The sequence below is a fragment of the Brevundimonas sp. SS2672 genome, from assembly GCF_059579685.1.
On the sequence record NZ_CM184201.1, the window covers coordinates 1,960,201 to 1,980,196 of the forward strand.

17 protein-coding genes are annotated in these 19,996 nt (G+C 70.4%); 3 read left to right on the forward strand and 14 right to left on the reverse strand.

The features are described 5' to 3' along the window. Positions 1-77 precede the first annotated feature (77 nt). From AC52GN_RS09925 to AC52GN_RS09935, 3 genes are read left to right on the forward strand one after another with little or no spacing between them, the layout of a single operon-like run. Positions 78-788 carry a response regulator transcription factor gene (locus AC52GN_RS09925; protein WP_338578341.1) on the forward strand — a complete coding sequence of 237 codons (711 nt, stop codon included), beginning with the start codon at positions 78-80 and terminating at the stop codon, positions 786-788. A 20-nt stretch (positions 789-808) separates the two neighbouring features. Beyond that, complete coding sequence (locus tag AC52GN_RS09930) at positions 809-2,164, forward strand: FecR domain-containing protein (RefSeq protein WP_496526924.1); 1,356 nt, start codon at positions 809-811, stop codon at positions 2,162-2,164. 4 nt (positions 2,165-2,168) lie between these two features. Continuing rightward, positions 2,169-4,463 carry a CHASE2 domain-containing protein gene (locus tag AC52GN_RS09935; RefSeq protein WP_496526925.1) on the forward strand — a complete coding sequence of 765 codons (2,295 nt, stop codon included), beginning with the start codon at positions 2,169-2,171 and terminating at the stop codon, positions 4,461-4,463. Here AC52GN_RS09935 and AC52GN_RS09940 read toward each other — a convergent pair. The 14 genes from AC52GN_RS09940 to AC52GN_RS10005 all read right to left on the reverse strand — a co-directional run bounded on the left by AC52GN_RS09940 (position 4,460) and on the right by AC52GN_RS10005 (position 19,867). Next, positions 4,460-4,960: a hypothetical protein gene (locus AC52GN_RS09940; RefSeq protein WP_496526926.1), complete on the reverse strand. Its 501-nt coding sequence runs from the start codon at positions 4,958-4,960 to the stop codon at positions 4,460-4,462. The two genes, AC52GN_RS09935 and AC52GN_RS09940, sit on opposite strands and share 4 nt — an antisense overlap. Before the next feature lie 74 nt (positions 4,961-5,034). Continuing rightward, positions 5,035-5,502, reverse strand: a complete 468-nt coding sequence (locus AC52GN_RS09945) for a type II secretion system protein M (protein ID WP_496526927.1) — start codon at positions 5,500-5,502, stop codon at positions 5,035-5,037. Next, positions 5,499-6,599, reverse strand: coding sequence for a type II secretion system protein GspL (gene gspL / locus AC52GN_RS09950; RefSeq protein ID WP_496526928.1), 1,101 nt, complete (start codon positions 6,597-6,599; stop codon positions 5,499-5,501). Before gspL ends, AC52GN_RS09945 begins: the two co-directional genes overlap by 4 nt. Positions 6,600-6,609: 10 nt before the next feature. Then, positions 6,610-7,566 (reverse strand): type II secretion system minor pseudopilin GspK, encoded by a 957-nt coding sequence (gspK, locus tag AC52GN_RS09955; protein WP_496526929.1) that lies wholly within the window; start codon positions 7,564-7,566, stop codon positions 6,610-6,612. A 26-nt stretch (positions 7,567-7,592) separates the two neighbouring features. Further along, positions 7,593-8,237 carry a type II secretion system minor pseudopilin GspJ gene (gene gspJ / locus AC52GN_RS09960; protein ID WP_496526930.1) on the reverse strand — a complete coding sequence of 215 codons (645 nt, stop codon included), beginning with the start codon at positions 8,235-8,237 and terminating at the stop codon, positions 7,593-7,595. Further along, positions 8,234-8,599 (reverse strand): type II secretion system minor pseudopilin GspI, encoded by a 366-nt coding sequence (gspI, locus tag AC52GN_RS09965; protein WP_496526931.1) that lies wholly within the window; start codon positions 8,597-8,599, stop codon positions 8,234-8,236. Before gspI ends, gspJ begins: the two co-directional genes overlap by 4 nt. Further along, positions 8,592-9,005 (reverse strand): GspH/FimT family pseudopilin, encoded by a 414-nt coding sequence (locus tag AC52GN_RS09970; RefSeq protein WP_496526932.1) that lies wholly within the window; start codon positions 9,003-9,005, stop codon positions 8,592-8,594. Before AC52GN_RS09970 ends, gspI begins: the two co-directional genes overlap by 8 nt. Before the next feature lie 124 nt (positions 9,006-9,129). Further along, positions 9,130-9,543, reverse strand: a complete 414-nt coding sequence (gene gspG / locus AC52GN_RS09975) for a type II secretion system major pseudopilin GspG (RefSeq protein WP_303718660.1) — start codon at positions 9,541-9,543, stop codon at positions 9,130-9,132. A gap of 152 nt (positions 9,544-9,695) precedes the next feature. After that, complete coding sequence (gene gspF, locus AC52GN_RS09980; RefSeq protein ID WP_496526933.1) at positions 9,696-10,910, reverse strand: type II secretion system inner membrane protein GspF; 1,215 nt, start codon at positions 10,908-10,910, stop codon at positions 9,696-9,698. Then, positions 10,910-12,403, reverse strand: a complete 1,494-nt coding sequence (gene gspE / locus AC52GN_RS09985) for a type II secretion system ATPase GspE (protein ID WP_496526934.1) — start codon at positions 12,401-12,403, stop codon at positions 10,910-10,912. Before gspE ends, gspF begins: the two co-directional genes overlap by 1 nt. Then, entirely contained in the window at positions 12,400-14,520 is a 2,121-nt protein-coding gene (gspD, locus tag AC52GN_RS09990; protein ID WP_496526935.1) for a type II secretion system secretin GspD, read from the reverse strand. Before gspD ends, gspE begins: the two co-directional genes overlap by 4 nt. Next, complete coding sequence (locus AC52GN_RS09995) at positions 14,517-15,359, reverse strand: type II secretion system protein N (protein WP_496526936.1); 843 nt, start codon at positions 15,357-15,359, stop codon at positions 14,517-14,519. Before AC52GN_RS09995 ends, gspD begins: the two co-directional genes overlap by 4 nt. Before the next feature lie 216 nt (positions 15,360-15,575). Next, on the reverse strand, positions 15,576-18,269 hold the full coding sequence (locus AC52GN_RS10000) for a TonB-dependent receptor domain-containing protein (protein WP_496526937.1): 2,694 nt from the start codon (positions 18,267-18,269) through the stop codon (positions 15,576-15,578). An 89-nt stretch (positions 18,270-18,358) separates the two neighbouring features. Then, positions 18,359-19,867: a beta-helix domain-containing protein gene (locus tag AC52GN_RS10005; protein ID WP_496526938.1), complete on the reverse strand. Its 1,509-nt coding sequence runs from the start codon at positions 19,865-19,867 to the stop codon at positions 18,359-18,361. Positions 19,868-19,996: the final 129 nt, after the last annotated feature.

Here is a 19,996-nt window from a genome sequence, read left to right on the forward strand (position 1 = left end):
TTTTACATTTTACATTGCTCTAAAGCCAAGCATCCGGGGCTATGACTCCAGCGTTCTCCCCGGAGCTGCGTAAAAGTATGAAGATCGCAATATTAGACGACGACCCCGTCCAGTTGGAGTTCGTCTCCGAGGTGGTTCAAGACGCCGGATATCGCGCCACTCTGTTTTCGCGCGGTCAGGCGCTGATCTCCGCCCTGCGCAAGGACACCTTCGACATGCTGATCGTCGACTGGAACCTGCCGGACCGTTCGGGTCTGGAGGTGCTGGCCTGGGCGCGGACCAATCTGAAGCCCGCCCCGCCCATGCTGCTGGTCACCAGCCGCGCCGAGGATGAAGACGTGGTCGCCGGTCTGGACGCCGGGGCTGACGACTACCTGCCCAAGCCCCTGTCGAAGCCGGTTCTGGCGGCGCGCATCAACGCCCTGATCCGCCGCGCCTATTCCCAGCCGACGACGCCGGGCGTCGAAACCTATGACGGCGTCACCTTCCACGAGTCCGCCGGCGCGGTGACCCGCGACGGCCAATCGGTGGCCCTGACGGCCAAGGAATACGCCCTGGCCCTGCTGCTGTTCCGCAACCTGCACCGGGCGCTGTCGCGGACCTATATTCTGGAGACGGTGTGGGGCAATGAGCCGGACCTGAACAGCCGTTCGCTGGACATGCACATCTCGCGCATCCGCAACAAGCTGGAGCTGCGGCCCGAGCGAGGCTTCCGCCTGACCCCCATTTACAGCTACGGATACCGCCTTGAGCGCGTCACGGGGGCAGAACCCGGCCAGGACGCCTGAATGAAGACGCAGGTGGCGAAATGAAGACGGATTGGGCGGTGGCCCTGGCGATCGCAGCGATGCTGGCCGCAGGAAGCGCCGTCGCACAGACTTCGGCCGCCCCGCCCGCTGCCCGGACGGCCGCCTCCGTCGAGACCCTCGACTATGTCGTCCAGCGCGGCGACACCCTGATCGACCTGGCGACCGCCTACATGCACCGGCCGCTCGACTATCGCCGGGTTCAGCGCGAGAACCGGGTCGCCAATCCGCGCCGCCTCGCCATCGGCCGCACCCTGGCCCTGCCCGTCGATCTGCTGCGCGCCGATCCGGATGAGGCGCGCATCGCCGGCTTTCGCGGCGCGGCGACCCTGAACCAGGACGGCCGATCCGCCGTCCCCGCCGCCGGTCAGGCCGTGCGTGAGGGCGCCGTCCTCAGCACCGGCGCCAACGCCTTCGTCCGCCTGGCCCTGTCCGACGGCAGTCATGTGGTCGTGCCCTCCAACAGCCGCGTGCGGGTCAGCCGCCTACGCCGCTACGCCATCAACGGCGCCGTCGATCACGCCCTGACGGTAGAGGCGGGCCGCGCCGAGTCTCGCGTCACGCCCCGGCGTCGTCCCGGCGGCTTCGCCATCCGCACGCCCGTTTCGGTCTCGGCCGTGCGCGGCACCGACTTCCGCGTCTCCTTCGACGACGACGCCGACCGCTCGACCACCGAGGTGCTGGAAGGCGCCGTAACCATCGCATCGGGCGACGCCGAAGCCCTGGCCGGCGTCGATCAGGGCGTCAGCGCCGCCGCTGGAAGCGTGCGCCTGCTGCCCCTTCTGCCCGCGCCCGCCCTGGTCAGTCCTGACGCGCCGCAGACCCAGGCCCAGGTCGCCTTCGACATTCAGCCCCTGCCCGGCGCCGAACGCTATCGCGGCCGCGTCGCCCAGGACGCCGGCATGATCGAGGCCTTCGCCGAAGTCGACAGCGCGCCCGGCGGCCCCCTGGTCTTCGGCGAGATGGAAGAAGGCGCCTTCTTCCTGCGTCTGACCGCTCTCTCGCCCGAGGGGCTGGAGGGCAAGGCCACCACCTACAGCTTCATTCGCGCCCGTAACGGCGTCGGCGGTCTGGCCTCGGCCATGGATCAGCGCGACCGTCGCCGCTTCTACCGTTTCCGTTGGGAGGCCGAAGGCGTCGGCGAGGCGACCTTCCGTTTCCAGCTGTGGCGCGAGGCCGAGGACGGCGCCCGCGACGGCGCCCTGCTGGTCGACCAGCCCGGCCTGACCGACGAGGCCTTCACCCTCAGCGACCTGCCGCCGGGCGTCTACAGCTGGCGGGTGCAGGGCGCGCGCCATCGCTTCGGCCGTCTGCTGGAAGCCTGGTCCGAACCGCAACAACTGCGTATCGGACGATAGCGCCGTGGCCGCTGGGCCCAAAGGCGGTTGGAAGCGTTGGCTCGGCGCGCGCCTGACCGGTCGGCGCGCCCTTGTCGAATGGGGCCTGGTGGCGGTTCTGTCCGCCCTGCTGGTCGGCTGGATGGCGCTGACGCCCGTCGCCGACGGCGCCGACAACCTGGTCTACGACGCCCTGATGCGCGCCGAGGCCGGGCCAGCGGACGCAGACATCGTCATCATCGCCATCGACGACCGCAGCCTGGAGTCGCTGGGCCAGTGGCCCTGGCCGCGCGACCTGCACGCCCGCCTGATCGACCGTCTGACCCAGGCGCAAGCCGGGCCTGTCGCCTACGACGTCCTGTTCACCGAAGCTTCCCCGCAGGACGGCGCCCTGGCCGCCGCCCTGGCGCGCAACGGCAAGGTCCGTCTGCCGGTAGTTCTGGACGCCCCCGGCCTGAACGGCGCCGCCTTTCGCGAGGACGCCCCTGCGCCGATCCTGACCGAGGCGGCGGCGGGCCTGGGTCACGTCAATCTGACGGTCGACGACGACGGCGTCGTGCGTTGCCTGCCCCTCTATCTTCAGGCGGGCGACCGGACCTGGCCCCACCTGATCCTGCCCCTGGCCGCCGCCAGAGGCGCCGCGCCCGCCCCGCCCGCGCCGCACGATGGCAGCGACCTGTTCGCCGCATCGCCCGAGGCCCTGGTCTATCGCGGCCCGCCCGGCGCCTTCCGCACCCTGTCCTTCGCCGACGTGCTAAGTGGCGAGACGCCCGCCGCCTTCCTGAAGGACAAGCTGGTGCTGGTCGGGGCGACGGCGCCGGGCCTCGGCGACCGTTACGCCACCCCGGCCACGCCCCACGGCGAACTGCGCCCCGGCGTCGAGGTGCAGGCCGCGCTGCTCCAGACCCTGATCGAAGGCGGCGGTCCGCGCAGCCTGTCGCCCGGCTGGGTTCTGACCCTGTCCCTGCTGCCGCTCGGCCTGCTGGTCGCCGGCTTCCTGGTGCTGCGCCCGGCGGCCAACATGGCCCTGGGCGCCGGGCTGATCGTCCTGACGCTGATCGCCGTCGCCGTCGCCTTTCTGGCGGGCGGCCTGTGGTTCCCGCCTTCGGCCGCCGTGGCGGGACTGGCCCTGGCCTATCCCTTGTGGAGCTGGCGCCGCCTGGCCGCAGCCTCGGCCTATATGCAGAGCGAGGTCGAAGCCTTCGAACGCGACGGCGTGCGCCTGACCGGCCGCGCTCAGGGCGGCGATGTCGTCGCCCGTCAGGTGGACGCCCTGCGCGCCGCCGTGCGCCAGGTGCGCGATCTGGAGCGCTTCATCTCCGACACCCTGCTAAGCCTGCCCGACGCCACCGTGGTCGCCGACCCTCACGCCCGCATCATCCTGTCCAACGACCGGGCCGAAGCCCTGTTCGGCGCGCGTCTGAAGGACGACGCCGACCTGCCCCTGCTGTTCCAGTCCCTGGGCGAACCGGCCTGGCGCCGCTTTCTCGATCCCGAGGGCGATCCCGGCGACATCACCACGCCCGACGGCCGCATCCTGAAGGCCGCCGCCGCCCTGCTGACCGACGCCGAAGGCCAACCGGTCGGCCACATCGTGCGCTTCGCCGACATGACCCGCTTCCGCGCCGCCGAGCGCCAGCGCGCCGAGGCCCTGCAACTGCTCAGTCACGACATGCGCGCGCCCCAGGTGTCGATCCTGACCCTGCTGGACGGCCCCGCCCCGCGCCTGGACCCCGCAGTCGAGCGCCGCATCGCCGACTACGCCCGCCAGACCCTGGACCTGGCCGAGGGTTATGTTCAGTTGGCCCGCGCCGAGAGCCAGCCCTATCGCTCGGAACTGCTGGACCTAGGCCAGGTCGCCATGGACGCCGCCGACATCCTGTGGCCCCAGGCGTCGAAGAAGGGCGTCCGCATCCTGACGCCTGACGACGAAGACGAGTTCCTGGTTCAGGGCGACCCCGCCCTGCTTCGCCGCCTGACGACCAACCTGCTGGACAACGCCCTGAAATACGGCCCCGAGGGCGGCGTCATCCAGGTCAGCCTGACCGGCGCCCAGGAGAACGGCCGTCCGGTCTGCGTCCTCAGCGTCAGCGATCAGGGGCCGGGCCTGTCCGAAGAGGCCGCGCGTCGCCTGTTCCAGGCCTTCGGCCACGGCGGCGCCGATCATCGCGGCGCGGGTCTGGGCCTCGCCTTCGTCCGCACCGTCGCCGAACGCCACGGCGGAACCATCCGCCACCAGCCCGGATCGCCCGGCGCGACCTTCATCCTGACCCTGCCCAGGGTCACCGAGGACGCTGAACCCACAGACCGCTCGGGCTAGTTCGCGCCCAACGTCTCCACGGCCGCTTCGGCCAGCAGGCCCGGCGCGGTTTCGGCCTGACGCCGCCCCAGGACCGCGACCGCCGAGGCGCGATAGACCCCCGCTTCATCGCCCGGTCCGGTCAGAATCACGGTCAGACTGTGCATCTGGCGGCTCTGGCTCCACCACTGAGGCAGGCGCGGCGCATCGGTCCATTCGCCCCGACGCGCGTCGTCATCGGTGAAGACGCCGGTCTTCTGGGGCCGCACCGCATAGGCCGTCTCGACCCGCCAGGCGGCCTTGTCATCCACCTCGCGCCAACCGCGCGCAGCCAGCGCCCGACGCACGGCTTCGGTCGCCGCACGGTCGGCCTCGGTCGGCTCTTCGGTCTCCAGCAGGCGATAGGCGGTCACGTTCGCGGGTACGGCGGCGGACACCTGCGTCTCGACAAGCGGCGCAGAGGCGCAGCCCGCCAGGACGGCCGCGCTGACCAGGAGAAGAGCCAGACGAGAGATCATGGTGCGATACCTGCCCCGGCGCGCCCTTCAAGTCCACAACGGACGACTCCGGCAGAGGCGAAAAGCGCAGAGATCTAGCCGCCGGACGTCAACGCCCCCGTCACCCCCAGCGTCCCGTCTGCGTTCTCGACAACGCCCAGTTCCTCGATACGCGCCCCGCCCTGCTCCAACGCCGCCAGCCAGCCGAAGGCCTGCGCCGTCGTTACGCGATCCAGCCGGAAGCCCAGCCGCCCGCCCTCGGACATGCCCAGCGTCGGCTCAACGCCTGCCGTCGTCGCGGTGGAGGCGACCAGCGCCTGAAGATCGACCGCCTCGGTCGGTCGCGCGCCCCGCTGGGCCACAGCGGTCCGGATCTGCACCAGTTGCCGCTCGGCGGCGACGCGGGCGCGCGCCTGATCCGCCTGCCAGCCGTCCAGCGGCCGCACCACGCCCAGCCAGCCGACGACGCCCAGCACCAGCGCGCCCATGACCGCCAGCATCCGCCGCTCGCGCAGCGACCGCCCGTGCCACCAGGCGGCGACGGAAGAAAACGGGGCCGTCATCGCGCGCCTCCGATGGTGAACGTGCTGACCATGCGCCCGCCTTCCTCGGCCGAGGCTTCGTCGACCACCGCCAGCCCGGCCTCCGCCAGATCGACGCGCACGGCGTCCAGATCGTTGAACGTCGGATGGGCCAGGGTGACGCGCAGTCCTTCGCCGCCCAGAGTCGCGTCATCCAGTTCGGCGCCCGGCACGCGCTCGACGGCGGCGAAGACAGCGGCGAGGGCGCGCGCCGCCCCCGGCGGCGGCCCGGCGTCCAGACGGCGCAGCGCTTCCGGCGCCGGGTCGTCAGCCGTCGCCAGTTCAGGGTAGAGCTTCACCGCTCCGCCCTTGGCGCCCGCTCCAGCGCGCTCAGCCGCCGCCCGGTCGCGCAGCCCGTCCGCCGCCATCAGCAACAGAGGCGAGATCAACAGGGCCGCCGCCAGACCGGCCGCCAGCCGCCAGCCCTTGGCCGCCTGCCCTCGCTCACGCCGGTCATGGACCTGCAGCAGGTCTACCGGCGCCGCCATCGCGCCTGTGGCCAGAGCCGCGTCCAGCGCCTCGCCCTCCAGCCAGTCCAGAGCGCGTCCAGCCGCGATCGTCTCGACCAGATCGGCCTGAACCGTCACGGCGAAGGACGCGCCACGAAGCGCCGTATCCGCCCCCACCTGTGCGGCGGTCAACGTCTCAGCCTCCAACGGCGCGAGCAGGCACAGATTGTCCGGCACGACGGCCTCAGGCCGGATGTCGAAGGTCTCCATCCAGCGCAGCCAGGCCTGCAACAGCTTAGCCGACACCGCCGCCGTCAGGCGCGGGCCGCCGTCGACCGGCGCCGCGCCCAGGGCCATGTCCAGCCCGTCCACCTCGCCCGCCGCCTGATCACGCAACGCCCAGCGCGCGGCGGCTCTCGCCTGGGCCATATTGCCCGGCGGCAGGTCCAGCCAGCGCGTCATGACGTCGGCGCCCGGCGCCACGGCGATGGTGCGCATCGGCGGCGGAGCGTCGGCCTGATGCGGGTCCAGCTCGCCGCGCCCGACGACGCGGCCCTCGCGATCGACCAGCAGGAAACGCGCGGGCAAGGTCGCGTTGGTCGGGATGAACAGGATTCGGGCGTGGCTCATTCTTCCATGCTCATTCTTCAGGCGTCCAGCGGCGGATGACGGTGCGCGCCGCGCCATCGGGCGCAACGTGGATCAGGGCGGTGCGGACGGCGCGGGCGTCGCCGTGCTCGATCTCGACGCTCAGGTCGAAATAGCGAGTGGCCAGGGTTATCTGGCCCTTGGTCTCTTCATCGACGACCACGCCCGACAGGGCGGGCTGGGCCCAGAAGACGTCAGGGCTGGCCCAGCCCGCTGCCGGACGCGCGGCGATGGCCGCCTTGGCCGCGTTCAGCCCGACCACGCCCCGGCTGATCGCGACCAGCAGAAAGGCGTCCTGCGGCTCCAGCGTATTGGGGTTCAACGGGGACAGCCGCGCCTCGGGCAGGGCGCACAGATAAGGCCTCAGACGACGATAGAGTGCCTCGTCCACTCCAGCGACCGCGCGCAGTTCGCTGACCTCGGCCAGCATGACCCCGCCGGTGCGATAGGGCGTCGGGCGGCTGGCGTAGGCGGCGTCCTCCGCTCCCTGAGCCGAGACTTCAGCGTCGCCGTCCATCCAGTCGGTCAGGGCCGCCGCAACCGCCGCCATCCGCCCGCGGGGTACCCCCAACGCGGCGCCCAGCGCGATGAACTGCGCCGCCCCTTCCGGCCGGGCGATCAGGTCCTCGCCCTGGCCCAGCACCAGGCTGTTCAGGTTGAAACAGGACTGGCCGTCGCGGATCACCGCCCGCCCCTCGCCATCTTCCAGCGGGAGGGCGAAGACGCGACCGTTCCACTGGGGCTGCAACGGCGTACGCGCGGGATCGGCGCGGACCAGATCGGACAGCCGCCGCCGCGCCAGGGCCTCCGCCCCCGCCGCAAAGCCTTGCGCCTGCGCCTGGCGCTCGGCGTTGGTGGTGCGGCGCACGGAAAAGCGCACGTCGTCCAGCAGCACCACGCACAGCGCCGCCATCACCGCCACCAGCAACAGGACGGTCAGCAAGGCCATGCCCCGACGATCGCGCGCGCCTTCCCTCATGCGGCGGCGACCAGAAACAACTGCTCGACCGGGCCGAAACCGTCCAGCGTCAGCGTCACCCGCACCGCATCTGGCAGGGGCCGGTCGCTGCTGGCGGAAAAGGCGGGGGCCTCGGACCCGTTCTGGATGAAGGCGACGCGGGCGTCCTTCACCCCGCGATACAGCACCTGCGGCGGCCCGGCCCGCGCCCCGTCCAGATAGGGCGCCACCCGCCGCTCCAGCCGGTCCTCGACCAGCCGGTATTCAACGCGCTGGACCGAGGCGCGCGGCGCGCCGTCCGGGTTGCTCCAGCCGCTGCGGGCCAAGACCAGCAAGGGATCGCCCGGAGACTGCGGCCCCATGATCGCCTGAGGCGCAGGACGCCCCGTCGGCCCCCGCACCCGCCGCGCCGTCGCCTGCGCCAGATCGGCGCGCAGCAGCGCCCGCGTGCGTTGCACCGCCGCCACCCGGTCCGCGTTCGCCTTCACCGCGAACCGCGTCTCGATCGACTGACCCAGCACCCGCGCGCCCGCCCCCGCCAGCAGGGCGAAGATCAGCAGGGCGATCATGACCTCGACCAGGGTGAACCCGGCTCTCTTTCTTCCGCTATCGCTCGCCGCGCGGCGGCTCGCTGCTTGAGCGGAGAGGCGATCTTTCCTCATGCGCCCGCCGCCCGGAACAGCACGCGCTCGGCGGCCTGTTCCTCATCGGCGAAGACGCGGACGTCGATGCGGCCGACGCCGGGCATACCCGTCGCGCTGACCACCCGCACCCAGCGCCACTCGCGCCCGCCCAGCGACGCTTGTCCCTGCGTGCTGCCGCTGGGCAGGTCGCGCGCGATCATCGCCTCGGCGGCGACATTATCGGCGACAATGCCGCCCAGCGTCCGCGTCTCGACCCGCGCCGCCGAGCGCGTGCTCTCGCCCGACAGGTTCAACAACGCCATCGCCGCCAGACCGAACACGGCCAGCGCGACCAGACACTCCATCAGGGTGAAGCCCGCGCGGGGCGCTCCCTCACTCATGGATCGTCACCTCGCCCGCCCCGTCGATGGCGACGGTGACGGAGCGGCCCTCTCGTTCCAGCCGCACGCTGGCGGCGTCGGCGCCGCCGGTGGGATCCAACACGGCGCGCGCGGCTCCAGCGACGGCGGCGCCCTCGCCCCATGCCGTCGGCGCCAGCACGCCGGTCAAAGGCGTCCAGGCGGCGCCGTCGAAACTCTCGAAACCATAGCCCGCCGCATCGGCGCGCAGAGCCACCGGGCGATTGGTCATCACCGCCTCCTCGCGCGCCAGCGTCAGGCGCGCGGCGAACCGCTCGGCCTCGACCGCCAGAGTCGGGCGCGGGTCCGGCATGGACAGCACCACCGCCCCCGCCGCCACGCCGATGATGGCGATGACGACCATTAACTCGACGAGGGTGAAGCCCATTCTTTGTTCGCTACCGCACGCGCCTCGGGCGCGCGCTGCTTGAGCGAGTGGTCGTGCGCTACCGCTCGCCGCGCGGCGGCTCGCGGCTTGAGCGCAGTGGAGCGCGCGCATCGACTGGGCGTGGTCAGCCCTGCCAGTTGCCGATGTCAGCGTCATTCCCCTCGCCCCCTTCCTGGCCGTCGGCGCCGAAGGACCAGATGTCGAACTGGCCGCCATGGGCGCTGCGGCGGCGGTACTGGTAGGGATTGCCCCACGGGTCTTCCGGCAGGCGGCGGACATAGCCGCCCTGGCGATAGCGTTCCGGCCGCGCCAGATCGGCGGGCGGCGCGGTCAGGGCCTTCAAGCCCTGCTGGTCTGTCGGGAAGGTCAGGTTGTCGAGGCGATAGGTCTCCACCGCCTGCTCCAGCACCGAGATGTCGGCCCGCGCCTTGCCGACCATGGCCTTGTCCTGACTGGGCAGGACATTGATCGCCACCACAGTCGCCAACAGGCCGATGATAACGATGACGACCATGAGTTCGACAAGAGTGAAACCCATTCTTTGTTCGCTACCGCGCGCTGCTTGAGCGAGTGGTCGTGCGCTACCGCTCGCCGCGAGGCGGCTCGCTGCTTGAGCGCGCCGGGCGCGCGCCTTGGCGATGTGGCGCAGACGTCGAGCGCAGGTCTTGAGAACGGACATCAATGCCTCTCTCACCCCAGAGCCAGGGTGTTGATCTGAAGAATGGGAAGCAGGATCGACAGCACGATCACGGCGACGATCCCGCCCATGACCACGATGATCGCCGGCTCCAGCAGGCTGAGCATCACGGCGGTGAAGTTGGAGAATTCGCGCTCCAGATAGTCGGCCACGCGCTCCAGCATGGGCTCCAGACGGCCGCTGCTTTCGCCCGACGCGGTCATGTAGACGAGGATGGGCGGGAACACCTCGGCGCGGCGCATGGCGGCCGACAGGCCTCCGCCCTCGCGCACGGCCTCGGCCATCTGTTCGGTGGCGCGGCGCAGGGCGCGGTTGGAGACGGTGCGGGCGGTGATGGTCAGCCCCTCCAGCACCGGCAGCCCCGCCGCGATCATGGTCGACAGGGTGCGGGCCATGCGCGCCCCGTGCAGGTCGCGCGTCAACCGCCCGACCAGCGGCAGCCTCAAGACCCACGCATCCAGCTTCAGCCGCACCGCCTCGCGCCGCCGCGCGATCAGGCCCGCCGCGACCACGGCGCCGAGGACCAGAAGCAGCAGCCAGCCCCAGTCGCGCATCAGGTCCGACAGGCCGATGACCAGCCGCGTCAGCAGCGGCAGGGTCTGGCCCATGCTGTCGAACTGATCGACCACCTTGGGCACGATATAGGTCATCATGGCGACGATGACGCCCAGCGCCACCACCGCCAGCACGCACGGATAGACCAGCGCCGTCAGCACCTTGCCGCGCACCACCTCGTCGCGCTCCAGCCCGTCGGCCAGGCGTTCGAGGATGGGTTGAAGCGCGCCCGACTGCTCGCCCGCCGCCGTCATGGCGCGATACAGGGGCGGAAAGGCCGCGCCCTGCTGGCCCATGGCGTCGGACAGGCGCCGCCCCTCTATCACCCCGGCGTGGACGCCTTCCAGCACACGGCGGACATTGGGCCGGTCCGCCTGAAGCATCAGGTTGCGCAGCGCCTCTTCCAGCGGAGAGACGGAGATCAGCGTCGCCAGCTGCCGCGTCGTCAGCGCCAGCGCCTTGGGCGACAGGCGCCCGGTCCTGCCGGCTTTTGACGAAGCAACGACCACACCTGCACGACCGGGCGACAACTGCAACGGCGTCAGCTGACGCTTCGCCAGCGCCTTGCGCGCGGCGGCCTCGTCGGCGGCGGTCACGGAGCCGCTGACCGTCCGCCCGGCCGCGTCGGCGGCGATGTAGTCGAAGGCCGCCATCAGGCCGCGACCTCTTCGGCGGCGGTTTCCTGACGCGCCACGCGCAGGGCTTCCTCGACCGAGGTGACGCCTTCCAGCACCAGCGCCCGCGCCCGGTCGGCCAGCGTGCCGTCGCGCGCGAAGGCGGCGTCGAACACCGCGTCCTCGTCGGCGCCCGAGGCGATCAGGCGACGCACCTTCTCGTCCACCGTCAGCGTTTCATAAAGGCCGATGCGCCCGACATAGCCGGTCGAGCCGCAGTCGGCGCAGCCGTGCGGCCGCCAGACGCGCGCGCCTTCCTCAGCCCCGATCAGCCGCGCCGTCGCCCTGTCCGCCGTCTCCTCGATCCGGCAATGCGGGCACAGGCGGCGCACCAGCCGCTGGGCCACCACCAGCCGCAGGGTCGAGGCCAGCAGGAAGGGCTCGACCCCCATGTCGCGCAGGCGCGTTACCGCCCCGGCCGCGTCATTGGTGTGAACCGTCGACAGCACCAGATGGCCGGTCAGCGACGCCTGAACGGCGATGGCCGCCGTCTCCGTGTCGCGGATTTCGCCGACCATGACCACGTCGGGATCCTGACGCAGGATGGCGCGCAGACCGGCAGCGAAGGTCATGCCGACCTTGGGGTTCACCTGGGTCTGGCCGACACCCTCGATGGCGTATTCGACCGGATCCTCGACCGTCAGGATGTTGCGCGAGCCGTCGTTCAGCAGCGACAGCCCGGCGTAGAGGCTAGTCGTCTTGCCCGAGCCGGTCGGCCCGGTGACGAGGATGATGCCGTTCGGCTCGGCCAGGGCATGGCGGAAGGCCTCCAGCGCCGCCGGGTCCATGCCCAGCCGGTCCAGCGTCAGCCCGGCCTGATCCTTGTCCAGAATCCGCAGCACCACCCGCTCGCCCGTCCGCGACGGCAGGGTCGAGACGCGCACGTCCAGCGACTTGCCGCCCAGCGTCAGGGGGATGCGCCCGTCCTGGGGCTTGCGCTTCTCGGCGATGTCGAGCCGCGCCATGACCTTGATGCGCGACACTAGCAGCGGCGCGACGCGCGGGTTCAGGCTCAGCGCCTCGCGCAGCATCCCGTCCACCCGCATCCGCACCAGCAGGCGCGTCTCATAGCTTTCCAGATGCACGTCCGAGGCGCCGATGCGGGCGGCCTCGGCGATCACTCCGTTGATCAGGCGGATGACCGGCGCGTCGTCCGTGGCGTCCAGCAGGTCGGCCGCCGCCGGAATGTCGTCCACCAGACTGTCCAACCCGACCGGCAGGGACAGGTCGTCGCCGTCGGCGGCCGTCAGTTGCTCGCCCGCATAGACTTCCGACAGCTTGCGATCGAAGGCGACGGCGCTGAGCGGCGTCGCCTCCAGCGGGCGGCCCAGCGCGCGACGCGCCTCGACCAGAGCCAGAGGGTCGGCGCCCTCGCGCACCCCGACCGCCATCACCTCGCCCGCCGCCAGCAGCAGGACGCCGTGGGTCTTGGCGAAGCCGTAGGGCAGACGCGGATCGACGACGGTGATCACCGGGCGGCCCCCGATGCCGGCGGCAGCGGCTGGGCCGCGACCGGCGCTGTGGGGGCGATGACCAGAGGCTCGCCGGCTGCGGGGGCCGCGGGCGGCTGGGCCTGCATATAGTCGCGCAGCAGGGCGTCGAGGCTCGGCTCGCGATCGGGGTGAACCCTCTGCTGCTCGCCGCGCATATAGCCCCAGCGGTCCGCCGCCAGCCCCTGCGCGTCGGCCGTGGTGCGCAGGATGGTCGGGCGCAGGAAGACCATCAGATTGGTCCGCCCCCGCTCGCGGCTGGTCGAGCGGAACAGGACGCCGACGCCCGGAATGTCGCCCAGACCCGGCACCTTGCTCGTCTCCAGCCGATCGTTCTGATCCAGCAGGCCGCCCGCCACGGCGATGTCGCCGTCGTCGACGACCAAGGTCGTCTCCAGCTCGCGCTTGTCCAGGATCAGGTCGTTGGCGCCGCTGGTCAGAAGGCCGTTGATGCTCGACACCTCCTGCCGCAGCGTCAGGGTGATCGAGCCCCCCGCATTGATCTGGGGACGCACGGTCAAGCGCACGCCGATGTCCTTGCGCTCGGTCGTGGTGAAGGGGTTTGAGTTGCCGTCCAGAATGGTCTGGCCGGTGGTGATCGGCACCTCCTGCCCGACCAGGAAGGTCGCCTCTTCGTTATCCAGCGTCATGATCGACGGGGTCTGCAACAGGTTCGAGCCCGCGTCCGTCTTGGCCGCGTTGATGATGAAGCCGAACAGGCCGTCGCCCCATTTTCCGCCCGCCCCGCCGACGAAGCCGTTGGCGCCCAGCAGGCTGTTCAGGGCCAGGTTCTGCAGCCGCTCACGCAAGGGATCATCCTTGTCGAGCTGACCCGCCGCCGCCCCGCCCGCGATGGGAACCAGCGGCGCCGCGCGGTCGGAATAGTTGGTCAGACCGACGCCCTGCTCGCCCGCCATCAGCCACTGGACGCCCAGATCGCGCACGGCCTTGTCGCTCAGTTCGACGACGATGGCCTCGATCAGCACCTGCTGACGGCGCACGTCCAACTGGCGGATCACCTCGGTCAGGGTGCGCTGCAGGTCCGCCGGGCCGGAGATGACCAGGGCGTTGGCGCCGGGGAAACGGGCGATGGTCGCGCGCTGGCCGGTGGCCGTCACGGTGGTCGAGCCGATCGGCCCGCTGTCGGCCTCGCCCGTCGTGGTCAGGCCGCCCTGCCCCATGCCGCTGGTCGTCTGGTTCGCCCCGGCGCGGGCGGTGCGCAGGCGCGGGGACGAGGTCGCCGCCGCATCCGCAGGCTGGCCGACGATCTGTTGCAGAACCGGTAGAAGCTGCTCGGCGTCGGCGTGTTCCAGGAAGACCACGTTGACGTCCTGACTGGCCCGCGCTCGGCCGTCCAGATCGGCGATCAGGCCGCGCACCCGCGCCAGCGCCTGACCGTCCCCGCGCAGGACCAGCGCATTGGAGCTTTCGACCGGGGTGATCGTCACCAGACCCGGCCCGCCGGGGCCGCCCGTCACCTGTTGCAGCACGCCGGCGATCTCGCGCGCCGAGGCGTTCTCCAGCGCGACCACCTCATAGGCCGAACGGTCCACGTCGATGCGGCCGACCAGCGCCCGGATGCGCGACAGGTTGTCGGCGAAGTCGGCCACCACCACGCTGTTGGCGCCGGGATTGGCCAGCACCTGCCCCTGCGCCCCGACCAGCGGCCGGATCGTCTCGGCGGCCGAGGCGGCGTCGATGTGGCGAAGGGTGAAGACCTCGGTCGAAAAGCGCTCGGCGCCGACGGTGGCCGGACCCTGCGCCGCGCCCTGCGCCGGACTGATGCGATAGGCGCCCGACGACGTCGGCGTCACCACCAGGCCGTTGGCCCGCAGCGTCGACAGAAAGACCTCGAACAGCTGGGTCCGGGTCAGGGGACGCGGGCTGGACACCGTCACCGTGCCCGTCACCGCCGGATCGACGATGAAGGTGCGCCCCGTCGTGCGCGCCACATCCTGCACGAAGGCGCGGATGTCGGCGTTCTGGACGTTCAGCGTCTGGCGCGCCTCCTGCGCCATCACCGGCGCAGCGGCCAGCGGCTGCACCGCCAGAACAGCGGCCAGAACGCCGGTCAACAGAGAGCGGTTACGGGCCTTCATGGGCGCGTCCTTACGGTGGTGGAGCGGACCTGACCGTCGCGCTCGAACTGGATCTGAGCGGAAGGAGCGTCGGCCAGTTGACCGCGCAGGGCGGCGAGCGCTTGCGGACTGTTCAGGGCCGCGCCGTTGACCGACAGGATGACGTCGCCCGAGCGCAGGCCGGCGTTTCGCAGCTCGCCCCCGTCGCCCGAGGCGGAAACAGTCAGGCCGTTGATTCCCAACCCCTGAACGCGCGGCCGCAGCCCCGCCTGGGCGATCAGACGTTGAGGATCGACCACCACGCCTTCGGCCGAAACGGGTTCGGGCGCAGTCACGGCGGGTTGCGCCGCCGCGACAGGCGCAACGGGTGCGGCGCCCGAGGCCATGTCGGGAAAATCGAGGCGGAACGGCGCGCCGCCGCGCGACAGCATGACGTGATCGGGGGCGACAGCGTTCAGGGTCAGCCCCGGCTCCACCTCCTCGCCCGCCCCGGTCGACACTTGGCGTCCATCCGATAGGCCGATGATGGCCGAGCCGCCGCCCGCGCCGTCCGCGCGCACGCCGAACAGGGTCAGGCCCCCGCCGTCCGACGGCGCCGCCTCGGCCCCGCCCCCGCCGTTGCGGAAGAAGGCGTCGAAGCGCGACAGCACGCCCAGGTCGATCTCAGATAGAGGCCGCGCCTCCACGGCCTGCGGCGCCGGCGCCGCGAACAACCAGACCAGCCGCCCGGCCTGCACGAGAAGAAGCAGGATCAAGGCCGCCTCGACCACGCGCCGCAGCGACGGACGGCGAAGGGACAGGCCGCCCTTGCCCAACGAAACGGCGCTCAGTTTGCGAAGGCCAGCGAGCAAGGAAGACATCCCCCACGGCCTCTCGCGGCCGCAACGCCTCCCTAGGCGGATGCTCCGTACCCGGCTCGCTCCGAACCATGACAGCGTCGAGAAGTTGTCACGACAGATGCAGCGGGTTCGGACGGAATAACGCGAAACATTCACCCTTCCCAACAGGAAAGGGGACGCAAAAAAGCCGGGAGACCGCTGGGGCCTCCCGGCTCGATTGTCCGACCTTGCCGCCGCTTAGAAACGCGCCGTCAGGCTGACCGAGGCGCTCTGGCCCAGGTCGTACTGGTTGATGCGGATCTTGTTGCCCTTCTCCTGGTACTCCTCGAAGTCCGTCCCCAGCAGGTTGCGCAGCTCCAGGGCGAAGCCCAGGTCGCGGCCCTTCACGGTGAAGTCCTTGCGATAGACGAAGTCGAGAACGGCGCCCGGCTCCTGCAGGTAATCCGGCTCGCGCGCCGTGCCCACGCCCGCGCCGCGCGCGGTGATCCGCTCCGAGACGTAGTTCAGGATGAAGGTCGCCTGCGACCGCGCCGTGTCGTCTTCCCAACCCAGTTGCAGGTTGGCGACGTGCTCCGACTGGCCTTGCAGACGGCTGCCGTCCTGGATGAAGAACGACGCCTGTTCGGGACGCCCGCCGCCGCCCAGGGTGATGACGGTGTCGCCCTCGCCGACCGAGACGTCAGAGTCCGACCAGGTGTAGTTGGCCTGCACCAGCCAGCGCTTGTTGGAGATGAAGGCCGCCTGATCGGCGAACTCGAAATACTTCTTCACCTCGGCCTCGACGCCCATGACGGTCGCTTCCGGCGCGTTGAGGAAGGTCTGCTGGCGCTGGTTGCCGACATCGACGATCACCGCTTCGACCGGCTTGTCCAGCTTCTTGTAGAAGACGCCCGCGGTTACGAACTGCTGGCGGCCGAAATACCATTCCCAGCGCGCGTCCAGGTTCAGGATCTCGGTGTCCGTCAGATAGGGGTTGCCGATGAAGACGCGGTCGCTTTCCGGGTCGGTATAGGCCTGGGGCGCCAGTTCGCGGAACTGCGGACGACCGATGGTCTTGGACGCGCCGAAGCGCAGTTGCTGATCCTCGGTGAAGTTCCACGTCGCGGTGAACGACGGTAGCCAGTACTGCTCCTCGATCTCCGTCGCCTCATAGGACGAGGCGCCGCCGAACAGGTCGCGCGGGGTCACGCTCTGCTGGCCGTCCTCGAAGCGGACGCCGAAGGTGGTCCGGATGGTCGGCACGAACTCGGCGTCGACCATGGCGTAGATCGCGTTGACCTTCATGTCGGCGTCATAGGCGTTGGCGCCGTTCGAGCCGGCGATCTCGCGCAACTGCAGGGTCCACGGATTGATGTTGTAGTCCGAGAACAGGTAGTCGATCCGCGCGCGGCGCTGACTGTCGGTCAGGCCGTTGACGGCCTCGAACTGAAGGTCGTGACGCTCGGCCGAGCGGGTGTTGTCCAAGGTCGAGGCGCCGACGCTGATGGTCGCCTCGCGGCCCGCCGCCATCGGCAGCTTGTAGGCCAGGTCCACGCCGCCGGACCAGATTTCGTCGTCCAGTTCGCTGAACGAGATCTGGTTGCCCTGGACGTTGTGGATGAAGCGGTCCTGGGCGTCGACGCCGTACTGGAAGCGCGATTCATAGGGAGCGTCGCGCGAGGTCTTGGCGTAGGCCGCGCGCCAGTCCAGCTTCCACTCGCCGTCGGCGCCGAAGTAGTGCTCGCCCGCCAGTTGGCTGGTGAACAGCTGACGCACGAACCATTCGGTGTAGTCGTTGCGGACCACGCTGCCGCCGGCGTCGAAGTCCGGCCCGGCCGAGGTGCGGGCGCGCTTGGTCGTGGTGCGGACGTAGAGGTTGGTCCACTTCACCTCATGATCGTCGGTCGTCAGCGACAGGCCGCCCAGGAAGTTCAGGCGCACGTCGTTCTGGTTGGACTCGACGTCGAAGGTCGAAACCGGCACCAGGTCGTCGCCCTGGAACTGGCCCTCTTCCTGGATCGCCTGGCGCGTGCGCCAGGAGTTGTCGTAACCGGCGACGGCGATGACGCCCAAGTCGCCGATCTCGGTCGGGGTACGGAAACCGCCCGCCAGTTCCAGGCTGCCGTCGACCGGCGTCTGCTGGCGCTGCATCAGGCGCAGCGGCGCATTGACCAGCGACCGCCCCATGGCCTGCACTTCAGACGCCGAGAAGTTGGCCAGGTTGATCTGCTTGCCGAGACGGAAGGCCTGGGCGATCTGGCCCGGAACCTTGCGCGTCTCGTCGTCGAAGCCGGTCCAGTCGGTGTCCGAGCCGTAATAGACCAGGTTGTCGCGGCCCGTCGTCTCGGTGTTGCCGCCGACGCCCGCTTTGAAGGTCAGGAAGGGCTCGGCCGGGGCGTCCACCGTGCGCAGGTCGATGACCCCGCCGCCGAACTCGCCCGGATAGTTGGGAGAATAGGACTTCTGAACCGTCACGCCCGCCAGGATGCTGGAGGGGAACAGGTCCAGCGGCACCACGCGTTGCAATGGCTCGGGGCTGGGCAGCGGCGAGCCGTTCAACAGGGCCGAGGAATAGCGCTCGCCCAGGCCGCGCACATAGACGAAGCGGCCCTCGACGATCGACAGGCCCGTCACGCGCATCAGGGCGGCGGCGGCGGTGGAATCGCCGGTGCGCTGCAGGTCTTCCGAGGTCAGGAAAGCGGCCACCTCGGCGCTCTGACGGCTCGGTTCGGGGATGTTGCGGCCCAGGACGACGATATCGCCCAACTGGGTGGCTGGGGTCTGCGACACCTGATCCGGGCTTTCCGGATCGGCGGGCAGTTCGTTGCTCAGGGCCACGGCGGCGACGGGAGCGGACGCCTGGGCGAGCGCGAGGCTGGGCGCGCCGAAAGCGGCGACGAGAGCGCTGCTGGCCAGCAGCACCCCGTTACGGGTCAGGGTCTTGTTCTTCATGTTCGGCTGCCTTGCGTAGGTCGAGAGAGGCTGGACGCTCAAAGGGTCGGCGGCGGCCCTTTCGGACCGCCGCCTCGCCAGAGAGTTCATCAGCACTTCGCGTTGGCGGTCAGGCCGCAGGTCCAGCCCTGCCACCAGGTGTCCGAAGCGTTCTTCACGGCGCCGATGTAGTCGGTGTCGACGAAGGCGGCGTGGACGCTGGAAGCCTTGACCGGGGTCACGGCGGTTTCATTGGCGCCGTTGATGAAGGTCAGGACCTGGTTGGTGATCGTCACGCCCGAAGTCGGGGCGGTCAGGGTCGAGGTCCCCTTGGCCGTGTTGTTCGTCCCGGCCGTGAAGATCGGCTCCGAACGGGCGGCGCCGCTGGCGCGGTAGGAGATGCCGCAGGACATGAAGACCGAGTTGAACACCGGGTTCACGCTGGCCGTGTCGGCGTCGGCGATGTCCAGGCAGCCGGCCAGAGAACCGGAAACACTGGTGAAGACCGAGTTGATCACGGTCGGCTTCGTGCCCGTGTCGAAGTGGGCGACGGTATGGGCGTCGGTCGGCGAGTTGCGGCCCACCAGGGTCCAGTTGGCGATCTTGGGCTGGGAGTTGTAGCGCTGGGCCAGCGGCGTCGAGGCCGGGGCGGCCGAGAACTCGAAACCGGCCGAGCGGCTGGTCGCGTTCGGGGCGCGCTGGGTCGCGATGCCGAACTGGGCGCCGCCGCGCCAGCCGGTGTCGGTGTCGAAGGCGTCATCGTCGGCGCCGTTGATGACGATGTGCTTCAGATTGACGTTGCCGCCGAAGATTTCGATGCCGTCGTCCGACGAGTTGTAGGACTGGACGTATTCGATGGTGGTGCCGGCGCCGACGCCGGCCAGGGTCAGGGCCTGCAGTTCGTTCCCCGTCGAGATCTCAAAGCCCGAGTAGCGGATCTGGACGTAACGCAGACGGCCCGAGTTGTCGTTGGCGTTGCCGCCGCCGTAGAAGGCGTTGGTGCCCTCGACCTGGCCGGTGCAGGTGACCGGCGCGGTCAGCTGACAGTTGGCCTGAGGCGCGCGACCGGCCAGGACGATCCCGCCCCACTGACCGTGCGAATTCTCGTTCGTCGTGCCTTCGACGTTCTGGCGGCTGGTGAAGATGATCGGTTGCGAGGCCGTGCCCTCGGCGTAGATCTGCGAGCCGCGGTTCACCAGCAGGTAGTCGCCGCCGCCCGAGGCGAAGATGGTCACCCCCGCCTCGACCGTCAGGATGCCCTGCGTGCCCGTGTTGGCCGAGGCGTCGACGCCGCCGTCCGTGCCGACGGCCGTGCGGCCAGAGATCGAATAGATGGTGCCGGCGCGCAGCGGCACCGTCAGCGAGCCGTTGATCTGTTGCGGCAGCTGGCAGTTGCGCAGCGTGCCGTTGGCCATGGTGCCGACGTTGGCGAAGCCGGTCGGGCAGTCAGCGGCGGCCTGGCCGTTGCCGCCGCCGTTGTTGCCGCCCCCGCCATTGTTGCCGCCGCCGTTGCCGAAATCGCCTTCGCCCGGCGAGGCCACCTCGGCCGAACCGCCGCAGGCCGCCAGGGCGAGCGCGCTGGCCGCCACGGCGAGCAGGGTCTTGAAGCTGCTGTTCATCGTCATTCCACCGGTCTGGTCAAAAGATGCGACAGTGGGCGGCTCATCCGCCGCGGATGACCCTGCTTCCCTCCTGCCTCGGCGGCATGGATAGCGGCTGCTGTTTCCGAAGCTTGCGCGCTTCGGTGA

Excerpts from the sequence above, each read along its gene's own strand:
- AC52GN_RS10000 (WP_496526937.1), bottom strand. The coding sequence starts at position 18,269 with ATGAAGAACAAGACCCTGACCCGTAACGGGGTGCTGCTGGCCAGCAGC.
- gspL (WP_496526928.1), bottom strand. The coding sequence starts at position 6,599 with ATGAGCCACGCCCGAATCCTGTTCATCCCGACCAACGCGACCTTGCCC.
- gspJ (WP_496526930.1), bottom strand. The coding sequence starts at position 8,237 with ATGAGGAAAGATCGCCTCTCCGCTCAAGCAGCGAGCCGCCGCGCGGCG.
- AC52GN_RS09995 (WP_496526936.1), bottom strand. The coding sequence starts at position 15,359 with ATGTCTTCCTTGCTCGCTGGCCTTCGCAAACTGAGCGCCGTTTCGTTG.
- AC52GN_RS09930 (WP_496526924.1), top strand. The coding sequence starts at position 809 with ATGAAGACGGATTGGGCGGTGGCCCTGGCGATCGCAGCGATGCTGGCC.
- gspD (WP_496526935.1), bottom strand. The coding sequence starts at position 14,520 with ATGAAGGCCCGTAACCGCTCTCTGTTGACCGGCGTTCTGGCCGCTGTT.
- AC52GN_RS09945 (WP_496526927.1), bottom strand. The coding sequence starts at position 5,502 with ATGACGGCCCCGTTTTCTTCCGTCGCCGCCTGGTGGCACGGGCGGTCG.
- gspK (WP_496526929.1), bottom strand. The coding sequence starts at position 7,566 with ATGGCCTTGCTGACCGTCCTGTTGCTGGTGGCGGTGATGGCGGCGCTG.
- gspG (WP_303718660.1), bottom strand. The coding sequence starts at position 9,543 with ATGGGTTTCACTCTTGTCGAACTCATGGTCGTCATCGTTATCATCGGC.
- gspI (WP_496526931.1), bottom strand. The coding sequence starts at position 8,599 with ATGAGTGAGGGAGCGCCCCGCGCGGGCTTCACCCTGATGGAGTGTCTG.
- AC52GN_RS09970 (WP_496526932.1), bottom strand. The coding sequence starts at position 9,005 with ATGGGCTTCACCCTCGTCGAGTTAATGGTCGTCATCGCCATCATCGGC.
- AC52GN_RS09925 (WP_338578341.1), top strand. The coding sequence starts at position 78 with ATGAAGATCGCAATATTAGACGACGACCCCGTCCAGTTGGAGTTCGTC.
- AC52GN_RS09940 (WP_496526926.1), bottom strand. The coding sequence starts at position 4,960 with ATGATCTCTCGTCTGGCTCTTCTCCTGGTCAGCGCGGCCGTCCTGGCG.
- gspF (WP_496526933.1), bottom strand. The coding sequence starts at position 10,910 with ATGGCGGCCTTCGACTACATCGCCGCCGACGCGGCCGGGCGGACGGTC.
- AC52GN_RS10005 (WP_496526938.1), bottom strand. The coding sequence starts at position 19,867 with ATGAACAGCAGCTTCAAGACCCTGCTCGCCGTGGCGGCCAGCGCGCTC.